A 17,368-nucleotide genomic window follows, 5' to 3' on the forward strand; every position below is an offset into this window, starting at 1 on the left:
CGATGAAACTTCATGAACTACAACCAGCGCCAGGTTCCCGCAAAGAACGCACTCGCGTCGGTCGCGGTATCGGTTCTGGTAAAGGCAAAACGTCTGGTAGAGGTCAAAAAGGTCAAAATGCTCGCTCTGGTGGAGGTGTACGCCTCGGTTTTGAAGGTGGTCAAACTCCTTTATTCCGTCGCCTTCCAAAACGTGGCTTTACCAATATCAATCGTAAAGAATATGCAATTGTTAACCTTGAAAAGTTAAACCGTTTTGAGGACGGAACAGAAGTAACACCTGAGTTGTTGCTCGAAACAGGGGTTATCAGCAAACTAAAATCGGGTGTGAAAATTTTAGGGAAAGGTCAAATTGAGAAAAAATTAACGGTAAAAGCCCATAAATTCTCTTCTTCAGCGAAAGAGGCAATTGAAGCTGCTGGCGGTAAAACTGAGGTGATTTAATGTTTCGGACAATCTCCAACTTTATGCGCGTCGGTGATATAAGGAAAAAAATTATTTTTACCCTTCTTATGCTCATTGTGTTTCGCATTGGCACGTTTATCCCTGTGCCGAATGTAAACGCCGATGTGTTAAAAGTGCAAGATCAAATGAACGCTTTCGGCGTTCTGAATATATTCGGCGGCGGGGCGTTGCAAAACTTCTCGATTTTTGCGATGGGCGTCATGCCTTATATTACAGCATCCATCATTGTGCAGCTTTTGCAGATGGATGTTGTCCCTAAATTTACGGAATGGTCGAAGCAAGGCGAGGTTGGACGACGTAAATTAGCTCAGTTTACCCGCTATTTTACGGTCGTTTTAGGTTTTATTCAGGCGCTTGGGATGTCATACGGCTTTAACAACTTGGCTTCAGGAGCGCTCATTAAAAATCCTGGCATACCGACATATTTATTAATTGCGACGGTGTTAACAGCAGGAACCGCATTTTTAATGTGGCTAGGTGAGCAAATTACCGCCAAAGGTGTCGGAAACGGCATTTCGATCATTATTTTTGCTGGGATTATTTCCGGTATTCCTGCCGTGTTAAACCAAGTTTACGCACAGCAGTTTGAAAATGCCGGTGAAGATTTGTTCTTGCGAATTGTTGCGCTTCTGCTTGTCGTGGTAGCGGTGATTGTCGTTATCGTTGGCGTAATTTATATTCAACAAGCGTTCCGGAAAATTCCGATTCAATACGCAAAACGGCTTGAAGGACGCAGCCCGGTTGGCGGGCATTCTACTCACTTGCCGCTAAAAGTGAATCCAGCGGGAGTGATTCCGGTTATTTTTGCTGTGTCGTTTATTATTGCTCCACCGACAATTGCATCGTTTTTTGGTTCGAATGACGTAACATTGTGGATTCGAAAAACGTTTGATTATACACAACCAGTTGGCATGGTTATTTATGTACTGCTCATTATTGCGTTTACGTATTTCTACGCTTTTGTCCAAGTTAATCCAGAACAGATGGCGGACAATTTGAAAAAACAAGGTGGCTATATCCCAGGAATACGTCCAGGAAAAAATACGCAGGAATATGTGACAAAAATTCTTTACCGGCTTACGTTTGTCGGTTCGCTATTTTTAGCAGCTGTTGCGATTCTTCCCGTGTTCTTTGTGAAATTCGCTAATTTGCCGCCTTCCGCTCGAATCGGTGGAACAAGTTTGCTTATTGTTGTCGGTGTTGCGCTTGAGACAATGAAACAGCTTGAAAGTCAGCTTGTGAAACGTCATTACAAAGGATTTATTAAATAAAGAGGTTAGGTGCATTGCCCCTTACCTCTGTAGAGCTGAGGGGGAGCGAGGATGAACTTAGTATTAATGGGATTGCCTGGCGCTGGAAAAGGTACTCAAGCGGAGAAAATCGTTGAAACATATGGGATTCCACATATTTCGACTGGTGATATGTTTCGCGCCGCCATTAAAGAAGGGACGCCGTTAGGTTTGCAAGCAAAAGAATATATGGACCGAGGCGATCTTGTTCCTGATGAAGTGACAATCGGCATCGTTCGCGAACGTTTAAGTAAAGATGACTGCCAGAAAGGATTTTTGCTTGACGGGTTTCCGCGGACGGTTGCTCAAGCGGAAGCGCTGGAAAACATTCTTGCCGAATTAAATCGTTCGATCGACTATGTCATTCATATTCAAGTCGACAAAGACATTTTAATGGAACGTCTGACGGGAAGACGAATTTGCAAAAACTGTGGTGCAACGTACCATCTCGTGTTTAATCCGCCAGCAAAGCCCGGTGTTTGCGACAAATGCGGCGGTGAGCTGTACCAGCGCGCGGATGACAATGAGGAAACGGTGGCCAATCGCCTTGAAGTGAACGTAAAACAAATGCAGCCTTTGCTTGAGTTTTACGAAAGCAAAGGGTATTTGCGCCACATTGACGGACAGCAGGACATTGAAAAAGTATTTGCGGACATTCGCGAACTTCTTGGAGGCTTACAATAATGATTATTTGTAAAACTCCGCGTGAAATTGAAATCATGCGCGAGGCAGGAAAAATTGTTGCTTTGACTCGCCAAGAGTTAGAAAAACATATTCGTCCTGGAATTACGACAAAAGAATTGGATCAGATCGCCGAAACAGTCATCCGGGAACATGGCGCCATTCCTTCGTTTAAAGGATACAATGGATTCCCTGGAAGCATTTGCACTTCGGTGAACGAAGAACTTGTCCACGGAATTCCCGGTGACCGGGTGCTGAAGGAAGGCGATATTATTAGCATTGATGTCGGTGCCAAATATAATGGCTATCACGCCGACTCCGCATGGACGTATCCTGTTGGGGAGATTGCGGAAGAAACAAAAAAGCTTCTTGAAGTAACGGAAAAATCTTTATATATAGGATTAGAGGAAGCAAAACCAGGTGCCCGTTTGTCCAATATTTCTCATGCGATACAAACATATGTGGAATCCCATCATTTTTCGATCGTTCGTGAGTATGTCGGGCACGGAATTGGTCAAGACTTACATGAAGACCCGCAAGTACCACATTATGGCCCGCCAAATAAAGGGCCGCGTTTGAAACCGGGAATGACGCTATGCGTTGAACCGATGGTAAATGCGGGAAGCCGTTATGTTAAAACACTTGCTGATAACTGGACGGTCGTTACGGTAGACGGGAAAATGTGTGCACATTTTGAGCATACGATCGCCATTACAGAAAACGGCTATGAAATTTTAACAACCCTCTAATATAATCATGATGAATACTGGTCGTGTAACAATTGGCAAATGCCGCATGTGCTGTATTTTTGCCTAACGCTATGTTACTCATTCGAAGGAGGGAGAGCCGCTCGATGGCTAAAGACGATGTAATTGAAGTGGAAGGCACCGTTGTCGAAACATTGCCAAATGCCATGTTCCGTGTCGAATTAGAAAACGGCCATACGGTATTGGCACATGTTTCTGGTAAAATTCGCATGCATTTCATTCGGATTTTACCTGGAGATAAAGTTACGGTAGAATTATCTCCGTACGATTTAACTCGCGGTCGAATCACGTATCGCTATAAATAAACGAATACTCCGCATTCATAAGGAGGTAAAAAACATGAAAGTAAGACCATCTGTAAAACCAATGTGCGAAAAATGTAAAGTTATTCGCAGACGCGGCAAAGTTATGGTAATTTGCGAAAATCCAAAACATAAACAAAGACAAGGTTAATCTTCAAGGAGGTGTATAGTATATGGCACGTATTGCAGGTGTGGATATTCCTCGTGACAAACGTGTAGTCATTTCGCTAACATATATCTATGGAATCGGCAAATCTACTGCAAAAAAAATCTTAGCGGAGGCTGGCGTTTCCGAAGATACTCGCGTTCGTGATTTGACGGAAGAAGAATTAGGAAGAATTCGCGAGATCGTCAGCCGCTTGAAAGTGGAAGGAGATCTTCGCCGCGAAGTATCGCTAAATATTAAACGCTTAATCGAAATCGGATGCTATCGTGGTCTTCGCCATCGTCGCGGCTTGCCAGTTCGCGGTCAAAATACGAAAAACAATGCTCGTACACGTAAAGGCCCACGCCGTACAGTAGCGAATAAGAAAAAATAATTAAGCAAAGGAGGTAATTCCACGAATGGCACGTAAAACAAATACACGCAAACGCCGTGTAAGAAAAAATATTGAAACTGGTATCGCGCATATCCGTTCCACATTCAATAATACGATCGTAACAATTACCGACGTTCATGGTAACACGATTGCTTGGTCAAGCGCTGGAGCATTAGGTTTTAAAGGTTCTCGTAAATCGACGCCGTTTGCAGCACAAATGGCAGCAGAAGCGGCCGCAAAAGCGTCTATGGAACATGGAATGAAAACGGTAGAGGTAAACGTAAAAGGCCCTGGTGCTGGTCGTGAGGCAGCGATTCGCGCGTTGCAAGCAGCTGGATTGGAAATTACAGCGATTAAAGACGTAACTCCTATCCCGCATAATGGATGCCGTCCGCCAAAACGTCGTCGTGTGTAATACCCTGTATTAGAATTTGTGTCCTTGTCAATAATGGAATATTATAAGGTACAGGGAAACATTGTGTAGCCATTCGCACATTTGGGAACTTATTCATGGGGGAATTTCGATTAGGCGTGTATCGTTTGGTCGGGGTTTCGACGTTTTGAAGGAGGGTATAATAACTAATGATTGAAATTGAAAAACCGAGAATCGAAACGGTTGAAATCAGCGAAGATGCCAAATATGGCAAATTCGTCGTCGAACCGCTTGAGCGTGGATATGGAACAACTTTGGGTAACTCCTTGCGTCGTATCCTATTATCTTCACTCCCTGGCGCTGCTGTGACATCTGTTCAAATAGATGGCGTGCTGCATGAGTTCTCAACAATTGATGGCGTCGTGGAAGATGTGACAGCGATCATTTTAAATATAAAAAAATTAGCGTTGAAAATTTATTCGGATGAAGAAAAAACGCTGGAAATTGATGCACAGGGCGAAGGGGTTGTCACAGCTGCTGATATTACTCACGACAGCGATGTGGAAATTTTAAACCCAGACCTTCATATTGCTACGTTAGCAGAAGGCGGCCGCTTACGCATGAGAATGACGGCAAAACGAGGGCGTGGGTATGTTCCAGCTGAGGCCAATAAACGAGAAGATCAGCCAATAGGCGTTATCCCTATCGATTCGATTTACACACCTGTTTCACGCGTTGCCTATCAAGTGGAAAATACGCGTGTCGGTCAAGTGACGGACTATGATAAGTTAACGATAGATGTGTGGACAGATGGGAGCATTGGGCCGAAAGAAGCAATTGCTCTCGGCGCGAAAATTTTAACGGAGCACTTAAATATTTTCGTCAGCCTGACAGATGAAGCGCAAAATGCAGAAATCATGGTAGAAAAAGAGGAAGATCAAAAAGAAAAAGTGCTTGAAATGACTATCGAAGAACTTGATCTTTCTGTTCGTTCCTACAACTGTTTAAAACGTGCTGGCATTAACACCGTTCAAGAGCTTACGCAAAAAACGGAAGAAGATATGATGAAAGTGCGCAACCTCGGTCGCAAATCTCTCGAAGAAGTGAAAGCAAAACTTGCGGAACTCGGTCTCAGTTTGCGTAAAGATGACTAGTTAACGTTTGTTTAACTAGTATTTTCATGTTACTAGACACATGAACGTTACTGATTCTAAATATAGAAATGGAATATGCAGTAAAAATGTTAAAAAGGAGGGACACTTTCATGTCATATAGAAAATTGGGACGTACAAGCGCTCAGCGCAAGGCATTGCTTCGTGATTTAGCAACTGATTTAATTATTAACGAGCGTATTGAAACAACAGAGGCGCGCGCGAAAGAATTGCGCTCTGTTGTCGAAAAAATGATTACGCTTGGCAAACGCGGTGATTTGCATGCACGCCGCCAAGCTGCTGCATTTATCCGCAAAGAAGTAGCCAATAGCGAAACTGGTCAAGACGCGCTGCAAAAGTTATTTAGCGATATTGCACCGCGTTATCAAGACCGTCAAGGTGGCTACACTCGCATTATGAAACTTGGTCCTCGTCGCGGTGATGGGGCACCAATGGTGATTATCGAATTAGTGTAAAACGATTCGGTTGACTAACAAGGGCGAGACAGTTTGTTTTGAACTGGATCTATGCCCTTTTTTTATTTTCCCTTTTTGTAGTAGAGTAGAGATGAGAATGTTTAGAGGCAAGGGGAAGAAGAATGGAAGATACCATTTTATCAGTAGAAAAACTATATTTCCGTTATCCGAATCAATCGGATTACGCGGTGCAAAACGTTACTTTTCAAGTGAAACGCGGGGAGTGGCTGGCGATTGTCGGGCATAACGGTTCGGGAAAGTCAACGATCGCCAAGTTGCTTATCGGATTGTTAAGACCGGAAAGTGGCGTCATTAAACTATTTCACACGGTGCTCGATGAACAGACGGTTTGGGAGATTCGCCGCCGCGTTGGCATGGTGTTTCAAAATCCCGATAACCAGTTTGTCGGAACGACAGTGGAAGATGACGTCGCTTTCGCTCTCGAAAACAATGGAATTCCCCGCGACGAAATGGTAAAAAGAGTGCATGAAGCAATTCGCCAAGTGCGGATGGAAGAGTTTTTGCGTCATGAGCCACATCATCTTTCCGGCGGTCAAAAGCAACGCGTCGCGATTGCCGGCATCCTTGCATTGCGACCGGATCTTATCATTTTAGATGAGGCAACATCGATGCTCGATCCGAAAGGAAGACAGGAAGTATTGGATACGGTCCGTGATTTAAACAAAAAACAGCGGATTACCGTGTTATCCATCACCCATGATTTAGAGGAAGTCGCCAAAGCCGACCGCGTTATTGTCATGAATAAAGGGGAGATGATGGCAGAAGGGACGCCGAAACAAATTTTTGCGCTTGGAACAAAACTAGAACGGATTGGTTTAGATTTGCCGTTTGCGGTAAAAGTAAGAGACCGGCTAAAGCAGCGCGGCATCCCGCTATCTTCAAGCTACTTTACGATAGAGGAGTTGGTGGAAGAATTATGGACATTATATTTGAAAAGGTAGAACATGTATATAATGCCAACTCACCGTTTGCCCGCCGAGCGTTATACGACGTGAACATCATGATTGAAAGCGGCTCTTATGTGGCGGTTATTGGTCATACTGGCTCAGGGAAATCAACGTTGCTGCAGCATCTAAACGGGTTGCTTCAGCCGACAAGCGGAACCGTGACGGTAGGAAATCAAACGATTACAAATAAAAAACGTCAGAGGGATTTAAAACCGCTCCGCAAAAAAGTTGGCATTGTCTTTCAATTTCCGGAACACCAACTGTTTGAGGAAACGGTGGAGAAAGATATATGTTTCGGGCCAATGAATTTTGGTGTTCCTGAGGAAGAAGCAAAAAAGAAGGCGAGAGAGCTGATTAAGCTAGTCGGGCTTCCGGAAGATGTGTTATCCAAGTCGCCGTTCGATTTAAGCGGCGGGCAAATGCGCCGCGTTGCGATTGCCGGAGTGCTTGCGATGGAACCAGATGTGATTGTGTTAGACGAACCGACGGCCGGCTTAGACCCACGCGGTCGCAAAGAAATTATGGAAATGTTTTACCGACTTCATCAAGAAAAGCGGCTAACGACCGTGTTAGTGACCCATAGCATGGAAGACGCTGCCGCGTATGCCGATTATATGGTCGTCATGCATAGAGGGACCGTATGGAAAACGGGAACACCACAGCAAATTTTTCAAGATAGCGATTCTTTGGCGGAAATTGGGCTCAATGTGCCGGAGACAGTGCAGCTGAAAAGAGAATTGGAAAAAAAATTAGGGATTACCGTGCCGTCTCCGTGTTTGACGATCGAAGAAACCGTAGACGCTATTCAAAAATTGTTTTCCAAGGTGAATGCTCATGATGAATAGCATGATTATCGGCAAATATGTACCCGGCGATTCCGTCATTCACCGCATGGACCCGCGTGTGAAGTTGCTCGTCATCTTTATATACGTATTTATTGTTTTTCTGGCGAATAACAGCATCACTTATGCCATTTTATCGATGTTTACATTTAGTCTAGTAGCGTTATCGCGCATCCCGCTTTCCTTTGTGTTAAAAGGTTTAAAACCAATCATATGGATTGTCGTGATCACTTTCTTATTGCATGTTTTTATGACGAAAGAAGGAGGCGTGCTGTACCAGATTGGCTCATTTTCTATTTACGAAGGCGGTGTTAAACAAGGAGTTTTTATTTCCCTTCGCTTTCTTCTGCTCATTATGATCACGACATTATTAACGTTGACGACGACGCCGATTGAAGTAACGGATGGTGTGGAAAGTTTGCTTGGACCGTTGAAAAAAGTCCATGTTCCCGTTCACGAACTGGCATTGATGATGTCTATTTCCCTTCGTTTTATTCCGACGTTAATGGAAGAGACGGAAAAAATTATAAAGGCGCAAACCGCTCGCGGCGTCGACTTTACAGGGGGGGCGTTTTCCGAGAGGATCAAGGCGATCGTCTCCTTGCTCGTTCCGTTGTTTATCAGTTCGTTTAAACGTGCCGAAGAATTGGCGACAGCGATGGAAGCGCGCGGTTATCGCGGCGGCGAAGGAAGAACGAAATTTCGCCAGCTTGTATGGAAATGGACGGATACCGCGTTTTTAGCGGCGGTATTAGTATTAGCGGTTGTTTTGTTTGTACTACGTTCATAACAGGGAGGGGGAAAATGAGCAAACGGATTAAATGCACGCTTTCTTATGACGGTACACATTTTTCCGGTTATCAAATTCAGCCAGGCAAGCGAACGGTGCAAGGCGAGCTGGAACGAGCGCTGGAACGGATCCATAAGGGGGAGGCGATTCGCATTACCGCTTCGGGAAGGACAGATGCGGGTGTTCATGCATACGGTCAGGTGGTTCATTTCGATACGTTCTTATCGCTTTCCCCGGATCAATGGAAAAAAGCGTTAAACGCCTTGTTGCCTGACGATATCGTCATTAAAGATGCACAAGAAGCTGCCCCTTCGTTTCATGCGCGTTTTAGCGCCAAGGCGAAAGAATATCGCTATAAAGTGCGAATTGCCCAAGAACGAGACGTATTTTTGCGTAATTATTGCTATCATTTTCCTTATCCTCTGGATATAGGCGCGATGAGGCGATCACTGTCGCTTATCGAAGGGACGCATGATTTTACGAGCTTTTGTTCGGCAAAGACGGATGTCGATGACCGCGTGCGTACGATTTATACAGCGGATATGACGGTGCAGGATGATTTGTTGGAATTTCGCTTTATTGGCAATGGGTTTTTATACAATATGGTGCGGATTATCGTCGGAACGATTTTAGAAGTCGGACAAGGAAAACGGAGTGTAGATAGCATCTCGAGCGCTTTGGCGGCAAAAGACCGCCGGTTTGCCGGGAAAACGGCTCCGCCTCAAGGATTGTATTTGTGGAAAGTATATTATGACAACTAATCCCGGTGTAACATTTTCTTGACATTGGTATGTTGAAGAGATATTATATCATATGGTATGTATTTTTCCACGATTAGCCCCGGAAAAATAATCGTGTTGAGATAAATGAATATGTCATTTTGTTTATTTTTTATTTATAGGAGGGACATTTATGCGCACAACTTACATGGCGAAGCCGAATGAAGTAGAACGTAAATGGTATGTTGTCGACGCTGCTGGTAAAACGTTAGGACGCCTTGCAAGCGAAGTAGCGGCCATCTTGCGCGGCAAGCATAAACCGACATTCACGCCACATGTGGATTGCGGCGATCATGTCATCATTATCAACGCTGAGAAAATCGAACTGACCGGAAAAAAACTGACAAAGAAACTATATTACCGTCATAGCTTGCATCCAGGCGGATTAAAAGTGAGAACGGCATTAGAAATGCGCACAAATTATCCAGAACAAATGCTTGAAAGAGCGGTACGTGGAATGCTGCCAAAAGGTCGTTTAGGTCGCCAAATGTTTAAAAAATTGCACGTATATCGTGGAAGCGAACATCCACATCAAGCACAAAAACCAGAAGTTTATGAACTTCGCGGATAATCGATAGAAGGAGGGCATTATTTTGGCACAAGTACAATATTATGGCACAGGTCGTCGTAAAACCTCTGTCGCGCGTGTACGTCTAGTTCCTGGTGACGGGCGCATTGTGATTAACAATCGCGACATTCGTGACTATATTCCGTCGGAAGCGTTGATTGAGATTGTGAAACAACCGTTAGTATTAACGGAAACGTTGGGGAATTACGATGTATTAGTGAACGTAAAAGGCGGCGGATTCTCTGGTCAAGCGGGCGCGATTCGCCACGGGATCGCTCGCGCGTTATTGCAAGTAGATCCAGATTATCGTCCAATACTAAAACGCGCAGGTTTATTAACGCGCGATGCTCGTGTGAAAGAACGCAAAAAATACGGTCTCAAAGGTGCTCGCCGCGCGCCGCAATTCTCGAAACGTTAATGATATTTTTCCACAAATCCCAGCCGATATTGGTTGGGATTTTTTTCTTTTTCTTTCGCGCATGTTTAGGATGAATCGTTAAAAACTACATCCTAAGGAGCGTGAAAGAACATGAATGTCATTACTTCATTTAAAGAAAAGAAACAGGAAAAACAAATGCTGTATGAACGAAAAATGTTGCGTGAGCTGTCTTTCGAAAGGCTGAAAACGCAGGCAATAGAGCATTTTAGCCCGTTTTATCGCACGTACCGCGTATTCTCCTCCGTCATTGAAGAAGGATGCATCGATATCGCGATCGAAGCATATTTGCTTGGAGCCAACTACAGCCGATTTGGCTATTACGGAGAACCGGCGGAAAGCGTAAAACGGCGATGCGCCCAAGAAGAAAAATATTTGATCGATGCATTATTTGATTTTCTCTGCTTTTGGGGAAACATCGACGACGGATTGGCGAATGAGTCGCTTTATTTGGCGTGTGAACACTATATTGCTTATTGGTGGATGGAAGGATTTGAAAAAGGAAAAAGGCGCCGTCGTCTTAAACTTCATTGAAAAAGTTCTATTTTTGTTTCTTGTCCCATATAAGATAAAGAAGGGGAAACGCAGGAGGAGAAACAATGAAAGCAAAATGGTTGGGCGCTCTCATTAGTTCCATTATCGTTATTGTTCTTTTCCAATATATCTTTGCTAACACGACTTCAACCAAATCGTGGAACCTTCCTCTCTCTGGAAGGATTATCGTTTTAGATCCTGGTCATGGCGGGCCGGACGGGGGAGCTGTCGGCGGTGATGTGGTAGAAGAAGAAGTGGCGCTGAAAGTGGCGGAGAAATTGCGCGACTACTTGCAGCAGCAAGGTGCGCTCGTGTTGATGACAAGGGAAATGGACAGCGACCTTGCTGATAAAGACACACGAGGTTACAGACGGCGAAAAGTAGAAGATTTACGAAAGCGCGTCGCGTTGATTAACGAATCAGAGGCGGATTTATTTATTAGCATCCATCTTAATGCCATTCCTTCCCCGCGTTGGCGTGGAGCGCAAACGTTTTATTATGGTTCACTGGTAGAGAATGAGCGTCTTGCTAAGTTTATTCAAGCGGAACTGCGACGCAATTTGGAAAATACGGATCGTGTTGCAAAAAGGATTGATACGGTTTATTTGCTGAAGTATGCGAAAAAGCCAGGTGCGCTTGTCGAAGTTGGTTTTCTGTCTAATCCGGAAGAAAGGAAGCTGCTAGCTTCCGATCATTATCAAACGAAGCTGGCCGCATCTGTATACAAAGGCGTATTACGATATTTTTCTAATGAAAAAAATCCTCCTGAATAGAGGATTTCCTTTTTTTTACATAATAGATATACAATAATTATATGTGTTATAGTAAAAATATCAAATGCAATACATAAGGATTGGTGATGATCGATGCTAACAGAAAACGAGGTTAGAGGATTGCTGGAAAATATTAAAGACCCGTTTTTAAACAAAACGTTTAAAGAAACGAACGCGATTCAAGAAATTAAAATTAAAGAAGATAAAAAGCACGTTAGCGTCAAAATCGCATTGGCAAAAACGGGAACAGCCGAGCAGCTTCGCGTCCAAACAACGATTGTTCAGCTATTGAAAGATGCCGGCGCAGCTTCGGTCGGTTTGCGATTTGCACAGCTTCCTGAAGAAATAGTAGCAAAATATCAAGGAGAAAAGGCAAAAACAATATACATTGCGATTGCCAGCGGAAAAGGCGGCGTCGGAAAATCGACGATTTCCGTGAATCTTGCCGTTTCTCTCGCCCGGCTCGGAAAAAAAGTAGGACTTATTGATGCCGATATTTATGGATTTAGTGTTCCTGATATGATGGGCATTGTCGAGCGGCCAAGCGTGCGCGGCGAAAAAATTATTCCGGTTGAGCGGTTTGGCGTAAAAGTCATTTCAATGGGCTTTTTCGTCGAAGATAATGCCCCTGTCATTTGGCGCGGTCCAATGTTGGGGAAAATGTTAAACAACTTTTTCAAAGAAGTCGAATGGGGTGACTTAGATTACTTATTATTAGATTTGCCTCCGGGAACGGGTGACGTTGCGCTGGATGTGCACACAATGCTGCCGTCGTGCAAGGAAATCATTGTCACTACCCCGCATCCGACAGCAGCGTTTGTCGCGGCTCGCGCGGGGGCGATGGCGCTTCGCACGGAGCATGAAATCATTGGCGTCATTGAGAATATGTCGTATTTTGAAAGCAAAAAAACAGGAGAAAGAGAATATGTTTTCGGTAAAGGCGGCGGCGAAAAGCTTGCTAAAGAATTGCAAACGGAGCTTTTAGGGCAGCTGCCACTTCAACAGCCAGATTGGAATGATAACGATTTCGCCCCATCTGTTTATGCGGAAGAACATCCGATTGGCAAAATATATATGGATATTGCGCGGAAAATTATAGAGAAGTGCTAAGAAAGAAGGAGCACATCTCGCATGAGGTGGCTCCTTTGTCTCTTTCTCATTGCTCCTGCTGATTGCCGCTTGTTTCTTCTTGATCTTCATTTTGTTTTTTTGTCTCTTGTTGTATGTTTCCGGCGGATTTTACTAATATGTCTTGAATTTTTGCCTGAAACAAAGGACTATTCAGCGTTTCTGTGATGACTTGTTGAAGGTGCTGGCGAAATTGTTTGCTTTTTAGAACGTCCATCATTGCTTTTTCCATTTCTGGATTTTTTAAAATATCTATCATCATCCCTTGATATTCAGGGTCTTTCATTAACGCTTTGATCGTTTTTTCTTGCTCCGTTTTCAAACTTTTGGCAAAGCTTTCAGCAAACTTTGGATCTTGCATGGCTTTTTCCCAAAATTTTATTCCTTTTTCCGATGTTAGCACTTGTTGGAGTGTTTCTTTGACAACGGCTTGCTCAATGATTAATTGCTGTTTCACTTTTTCATCTGCCATAATTTCCTGAATCGCCTTTTTCCCCTCATCCGTTTTTAAAATATCCACGACCATTTTTTTCGTTCGGTCATAATCATAATCTGGGGCAGGCGGGCTAACGTCTTGAGGGGCGCAAGAGCCAAGGATAAGGAAATAACTAAATAAGAGGAGCAATGTGCTTTTTTTCATGTGTGAATAAGCTCCTTTCTACAAAAATCCCTTACCCTTAATATGAAGTTTCAGCAAAAAAATATGCATTCACCTTATTCCAAGCTGGCTTTTTTTCAAAGTGATTGGTAAAATTTTAAACGAATCATTTTGAAAAAACGATGGAGGATGGAGCTGTGAACAGCCGGAAATGGGTGCGTTTATTTTTAACAACATTGGCCATTGGCGGCATAACGACGGCAGTTATAGGGGTTATACTTAACTGGGGTGAATATGAGAAGCTGTTTTCGCGGCTGGACGTATTGGAAATCGCGGCGGTGTTAATGTGGCACATCGGTGTCGGCTTTATTTTTAGTGTCATTAGTCAAATGGGGTTTTTCGCCTATTTGACTATTCATCGCTTTGGACTTGGAATGTTTCGATCTGCCTCTCTTTGGAATTCAGTGCAAGTTGTGCTAATTTTGTTTGTGCTTTTCGATTTAGTGTATTTCCGCTATCAAGTGTTTGCGGGTAAAGGAGAATCTATTGTCGGCTACATACTAGTCGCTTTATTTATTTTGGTTGTTGGACTTGCCGTTGCTTATGTAAAAAGCGTCCAAACGAATAGAGGAGCGTTTATACCAGCGTTGTTTTTTATGGTTGTCGTAACGGTTATTGAATGGTTCCCAGTATTGCGCATTAATGATAAGGATTGGCTTTATTTAATGTTACTTCCATTATTAATTTGCAACGCTTATCAGCTTCTTATACTGCATAAACTAACTGGTGTTACAAAGTCATAATCGGGAGGATGCTCCTCCCTTTCTTTTTTGTTTAAAAGATAAGACAGCGCGTTTTCTTGGAAACAAAGGGGTTTTGTATTCCCTAATTGTATGTGCGCTGAAAATCCGTTTGTCTTAGTTTATTTCTTTGCTATTTGCATCCCCGTTAGCGATCAATTGCGAAACGCTAACATTGCGGTAACCGCTTTTTTTCATTGCTTCAATAATTTTGGGAAGTGCTTTTGCTGTTTGGTTGGCGGAATCTGACGCGTGGAGCAAAACGATATCTCCTGCTTCCATGTTGTTTACGACATTTTCAACGATAGTCTTTACTCCAGGGTTAAGCCAATCTTTTGAATCAATGCTCCAATGAACGACGGTATAGCCTAGTGAATCGGCAATCTTTAATACATTTTTGTTGAAGTTGCCGCTTGGAGGGCGCAGTAATATGATTTCTTTTATTCCAAGCATGTCAAATACTTTCTTTGCTTGCATAAGATCTTGACGTATTTTTGAGCTTTCTAGCTCTGTATAATTGACGAAGTTATACCCCATGCTTCCAATTTCATGACCGTCCTCCTTAATTCGTTTCACGATATTCGGATGACGTTCAGCCCAGGAAGCAGATAAAAAAAATGTCGCGTTTTTTATGCCGTTTTGTTTTAATACGTCAAGAATTTGTAAAGCGTTTTGATCTCCCCAGCTGATGTCAAAAGTTAGCGATATTTCTTCTTTGCTTTTTTTCACTTTATAGACCGCTTTTGGACCAGTGGAAAGAGAAAGTGTAGGGTTAGCAATTCCTTGGGCATATAAAATGGTTGCCGTAAAAAATGCAGATAAAACAACAATAAGCGTTTTTTTTAACGAGCGTCCATTTAATGTATAGAAAAAATTCACGATTTTTCCTCCTTTGTCCGAAAGTTTTTCTGTGATCATCTTATGCTTGTCAAGAGGGAGGTTATGAAAAATATTTTTCTGTTTTGCTTTTCGGTGAAGGTCAAAATGCAGATGGAGTTTCGGAAACTTTGTAAAAAGAAAGAGGCAAAAAGCGATTTCTTTTTTTTAGTGGTCCAAGTCTACTGGATGGAGAGGGAATTTCTACGCAATAAGCAGCATTCAACAAAATGCCGAAAAAAGTATTGACAATAAAATTTAATCATAATAAAATTAAATCCGTCGCTAATGATAGAAAAAATAATGTTGACATCGTATTAATGAATATGTTAGTATGAAAAAGTCGCAAAGAGGAGAAAATGTTCCTTGAAAACTGAACAAAACGAAGCGTCCACATAGAAAAGCGAAGGCGACTGAATAGCCCCGACAGGCGCTGGAGGGCTCGCGAGGAGGCGGTTGCCGCCACAGCGAGACCGAGGCGTCCCGAGGGGCTAGGAGCCGGAGCTAGACAATAAGAAAAGCGGAGGCGAACGGCACCTTTCGGTGTCGGAGCCGAAGCTGAAGATAAGCCAATCCACTTTCTATGGAGAGTTTGATCCTGGCTCAGGACGAACGCTGGCGGCGTGCCTAATACATGCAAGTCGAGCGGACCGGGCGGAAGCTTACTTCCGCTTGGTTAGCGGCGGACGGGTGAGTAACACGTGGGTAACCTGCCCGTAAGACCGGGATAACTCCGGGAAACCGGGGCTAATACCGGATAACACCGAAGACCGCATGGTCTTCGGTTGAAAGGCGGCTTCGGCTGCCACTTACGGATGGGCCCGCGGCGCATTAGCTAGTTGGTGAGGTAACGGCTCACCAAGGCGACGATGCGTAGCCGGCCTGAGAGGGTGACCGGCCACACTGGGACTGAGACACGGCCCAGACTCCTACGGGAGGCAGCAGTAGGGAATCTTCCGCAATGGACGAAAGTCTGACGGAGCGACGCCGCGTGAGCGAAGAAGGTCTTCGGATCGTAAAGCTCTGTTGTTAGGGAAGAAGAAGTGCCGTTCGAACAGGGCGGCACGGTGACGGTACCTAACGAGAAAGCCCCGGCTAACTACGTGCCAGCAGCCGCGGTAATACGTAGGGGGCGAGCGTTGTCCGGAATTATTGGGCGTAAAGCGCGCGCAGGCGGTCCCTTAAGTCTGATGTGAAAGCCCACGGCTTAACCGTGGAGGGTCATTGGAAACTGGGGGACTTGAGTGCAGAAGAGGAGAGCGGAATTCCACGTGTAGCGGTGAAATGCGTAGAGATGTGGAGGAACACCAGTGGCGAAGGCGGCTCTCTGGTCTGTAACTGACGCTGAGGCGCGAAAGCGTGGGGAGCAAACAGGATTAGATACCCTGGTAGTCCACGCCGTAAACGATGAGTGCTAAGTGTTAGAGGGGTTATCCCTTTAGTGCTGTAGCTAACGCGTTAAGCACTCCGCCTGGGGAGTACGGCCGCAAGGCTGAAACTCAAAGGAATTGACGGGGGCCCGCACAAGCGGTGGAGCATGTGGTTTAATTCGAAGCAACGCGAAGAACCTTACCAGGTCTTGACATCCCCTGACAACCCTGGAGACAGGGCGTTCCTCCCTTCGGGAGGACAGGGTGACAGGTGGTGCATGGTTGTCGTCAGCTCGTGTCGTGAGATGTTGGGTTAAGTCCCGCAACGAGCGCAACCCTCGCCCCTAGTTGCCAGCATTCAGTTGGGCACTCTAGGGGGACTGCCGGTGACAAACCGGAGGAAGGTGGGGATGACGTCAAATCATCATGCCCCTTATGACCTGGGCTACACACGTGCTACAATGGGCGGTACAAAGGGCTGCGAACCCGCGAGGGGGAGCGAATCCCAAAAAGCCGCTCTCAGTTCGGATTGCAGGCTGCAACTCGCCTGCATGAAGCCGGAATCGCTAGTAATCGCGGATCAGCATGCCGCGGTGAATACGTTCCCGGGCCTTGTACACACCGCCCGTCACACCACGAGAGCTTGCAACACCCGAAGTCGGTGAGGTAACCCGCAAGGGAGCCAGCCGCCGAAGGTGGGGCAAGTGATTGGGGTGAAGTCGTAACAAGGTAGCCGTACCGGAAGGTGCGGCTGGATCACCTCCTTTCTAAGGACATCATCGTGAAAATAAAGTGGACGCGGAGTTTTGTTCAGTTTTGAAGGAACATTGGTTGTTCCTTCAAATGCTTTGCGCCTGCGTCTAT

The 17,368-nt window shown here is 44.7% G+C and carries 22 protein-coding genes and 1 rRNA gene; 21 read left to right on the forward strand and 2 right to left on the reverse strand.

The window, feature by feature from the left end; translation table 11 throughout:
* Nucleotides 1-2 precede the first annotated feature (2 nt).
* The 19 genes from rplO (at nucleotide 3) to MWM02_RS00860 (ending at nucleotide 12,842) form a co-directional block, all read left to right on the forward strand.
* Nucleotides 3-443 (forward strand): 50S ribosomal protein L15, encoded by a 441-nt coding sequence (gene rplO / locus MWM02_RS00770; RefSeq protein ID WP_003247610.1) that lies wholly within the window; start codon nucleotides 3-5, stop codon nucleotides 441-443.
* Nucleotides 443-1,735 (forward strand): preprotein translocase subunit SecY, encoded by a 1,293-nt coding sequence (gene secY, locus MWM02_RS00775; protein ID WP_064550537.1) that lies wholly within the window; start codon nucleotides 443-445, stop codon nucleotides 1,733-1,735. Before rplO ends, secY begins: the two co-directional genes overlap by 1 nt.
* Nucleotides 1,736-1,786: 51 nt before the next feature.
* Nucleotides 1,787-2,437 (forward strand): adenylate kinase, encoded by a 651-nt coding sequence (locus tag MWM02_RS00780; RefSeq protein ID WP_064550536.1) that lies wholly within the window; start codon nucleotides 1,787-1,789, stop codon nucleotides 2,435-2,437.
* Nucleotides 2,437-3,183 (forward strand): type I methionyl aminopeptidase, encoded by a 747-nt coding sequence (gene map, locus MWM02_RS00785; RefSeq protein ID WP_244402735.1) that lies wholly within the window; start codon nucleotides 2,437-2,439, stop codon nucleotides 3,181-3,183. The genes MWM02_RS00780 and map overlap by 1 nt, the downstream gene beginning before the upstream one ends.
* Nucleotides 3,184-3,287: 104 nt before the next feature.
* Entirely contained in the window at nucleotides 3,288-3,506 is a 219-nt protein-coding gene (gene infA / locus MWM02_RS00790) for a translation initiation factor IF-1 (RefSeq protein WP_003247618.1), read from the forward strand.
* A gap of 34 nt (nucleotides 3,507-3,540) precedes the next feature.
* Nucleotides 3,541-3,654 (forward strand): 50S ribosomal protein L36, encoded by a 114-nt coding sequence (gene rpmJ, locus MWM02_RS00795; RefSeq protein WP_064550534.1) that lies wholly within the window; start codon nucleotides 3,541-3,543, stop codon nucleotides 3,652-3,654.
* A 22-nt stretch (nucleotides 3,655-3,676) separates the two neighbouring features.
* Nucleotides 3,677-4,042 (forward strand): 30S ribosomal protein S13, encoded by a 366-nt coding sequence (gene rpsM, locus MWM02_RS00800; RefSeq protein ID WP_003247620.1) that lies wholly within the window; start codon nucleotides 3,677-3,679, stop codon nucleotides 4,040-4,042.
* Nucleotides 4,043-4,067: 25 nt separating this feature from the next.
* Nucleotides 4,068-4,457: a 30S ribosomal protein S11 gene (gene rpsK, locus MWM02_RS00805; protein WP_003247621.1), complete on the forward strand. Its 390-nt coding sequence runs from the start codon at nucleotides 4,068-4,070 to the stop codon at nucleotides 4,455-4,457.
* 167 nt (nucleotides 4,458-4,624) lie between these two features.
* The gene (locus tag MWM02_RS00810) at nucleotides 4,625-5,569 is read left to right on the forward strand and encodes a DNA-directed RNA polymerase subunit alpha (RefSeq protein ID WP_003247622.1); all 945 of its coding nucleotides are present in this window, start codon (nucleotides 4,625-4,627) and stop codon (nucleotides 5,567-5,569) included.
* A gap of 110 nt (nucleotides 5,570-5,679) precedes the next feature.
* A complete protein-coding gene (gene rplQ / locus MWM02_RS00815) occupies nucleotides 5,680-6,042 on the forward strand; it encodes a 50S ribosomal protein L17 (protein WP_012748904.1) in 363 nt (120 codons plus the stop codon).
* 122 nt (nucleotides 6,043-6,164) lie between these two features.
* Nucleotides 6,165-7,004, forward strand: coding sequence for an energy-coupling factor ABC transporter ATP-binding protein (locus MWM02_RS00820; protein WP_064550533.1), 840 nt, complete (start codon nucleotides 6,165-6,167; stop codon nucleotides 7,002-7,004).
* Nucleotides 6,980-7,855: an energy-coupling factor ABC transporter ATP-binding protein gene (locus MWM02_RS00825; RefSeq protein ID WP_064550532.1), complete on the forward strand. Its 876-nt coding sequence runs from the start codon at nucleotides 6,980-6,982 to the stop codon at nucleotides 7,853-7,855. The genes MWM02_RS00820 and MWM02_RS00825 overlap by 25 nt, the downstream gene beginning before the upstream one ends.
* Nucleotides 7,845-8,642, forward strand: coding sequence for an energy-coupling factor transporter transmembrane component T family protein (locus MWM02_RS00830; protein WP_244402736.1), 798 nt, complete (start codon nucleotides 7,845-7,847; stop codon nucleotides 8,640-8,642). The genes MWM02_RS00825 and MWM02_RS00830 overlap by 11 nt, the downstream gene beginning before the upstream one ends.
* A 14-nt stretch (nucleotides 8,643-8,656) precedes the next feature.
* A complete protein-coding gene (truA, locus tag MWM02_RS00835; protein ID WP_244402737.1) occupies nucleotides 8,657-9,403 on the forward strand; it encodes a tRNA pseudouridine(38-40) synthase TruA in 747 nt (248 codons plus the stop codon).
* Between the two features lie 151 nt (nucleotides 9,404-9,554).
* The gene (rplM, locus tag MWM02_RS00840) at nucleotides 9,555-9,992 is read left to right on the forward strand and encodes a 50S ribosomal protein L13 (protein ID WP_003247632.1); all 438 of its coding nucleotides are present in this window, start codon (nucleotides 9,555-9,557) and stop codon (nucleotides 9,990-9,992) included.
* 22 nt (nucleotides 9,993-10,014) lie between these two features.
* Nucleotides 10,015-10,407, forward strand: a complete 393-nt coding sequence (rpsI, locus tag MWM02_RS00845; RefSeq protein ID WP_064550529.1) for a 30S ribosomal protein S9 — start codon at nucleotides 10,015-10,017, stop codon at nucleotides 10,405-10,407.
* A 111-nt stretch (nucleotides 10,408-10,518) separates the two neighbouring features.
* Nucleotides 10,519-10,959, forward strand: a complete 441-nt coding sequence (locus MWM02_RS00850) for a YbaK family protein (RefSeq protein ID WP_244402738.1) — start codon at nucleotides 10,519-10,521, stop codon at nucleotides 10,957-10,959.
* Nucleotides 10,960-11,024: 65 nt separating this feature from the next.
* On the forward strand, nucleotides 11,025-11,732 hold the full coding sequence (cwlD, locus tag MWM02_RS00855; RefSeq protein ID WP_064550527.1) for an N-acetylmuramoyl-L-alanine amidase CwlD: 708 nt from the start codon (nucleotides 11,025-11,027) through the stop codon (nucleotides 11,730-11,732).
* Nucleotides 11,733-11,825: 93 nt separating this feature from the next.
* Nucleotides 11,826-12,842 carry an Mrp/NBP35 family ATP-binding protein gene (locus MWM02_RS00860; RefSeq protein WP_064550526.1) on the forward strand — a complete coding sequence of 339 codons (1,017 nt, stop codon included), beginning with the start codon at nucleotides 11,826-11,828 and terminating at the stop codon, nucleotides 12,840-12,842.
* A gap of 46 nt (nucleotides 12,843-12,888) precedes the next feature.
* Here the strand turns inward: MWM02_RS00860 and gerD are convergent, their stop codons facing one another.
* Nucleotides 12,889-13,500 (reverse strand): spore germination lipoprotein GerD, encoded by a 612-nt coding sequence (gene gerD / locus MWM02_RS00865; protein ID WP_064550525.1) that lies wholly within the window; start codon nucleotides 13,498-13,500, stop codon nucleotides 12,889-12,891.
* Between the two features lie 155 nt (nucleotides 13,501-13,655).
* On the opposite strand from gerD, the gene MWM02_RS00870 reads away from it, so the two are divergent.
* Complete coding sequence (locus MWM02_RS00870; RefSeq protein WP_244402739.1) at nucleotides 13,656-14,261, forward strand: KinB-signaling pathway activation protein; 606 nt, start codon at nucleotides 13,656-13,658, stop codon at nucleotides 14,259-14,261.
* Between the two features lie 114 nt (nucleotides 14,262-14,375).
* Here MWM02_RS00870 and pdaB read toward each other — a convergent pair whose 3' ends face one another.
* Nucleotides 14,376-15,137 (reverse strand): polysaccharide deacetylase family sporulation protein PdaB, encoded by a 762-nt coding sequence (gene pdaB, locus MWM02_RS00875; RefSeq protein WP_244402740.1) that lies wholly within the window; start codon nucleotides 15,135-15,137, stop codon nucleotides 14,376-14,378.
* 577 nt (nucleotides 15,138-15,714) lie between these two features.
* Between pdaB and MWM02_RS00880 the strand changes: the two genes are divergently transcribed.
* Nucleotides 15,715-17,271 (forward strand): 16S ribosomal RNA (locus MWM02_RS00880).
* The last annotated feature ends 97 nt before the right edge of the window (nucleotides 17,272-17,368 follow it).

The organism is Parageobacillus sp. KH3-4 (assembly GCF_022846435.1).
Lineage (GTDB): Bacteria > Bacillota > Bacilli > Bacillales > Anoxybacillaceae > Parageobacillus > Parageobacillus thermoglucosidasius_A.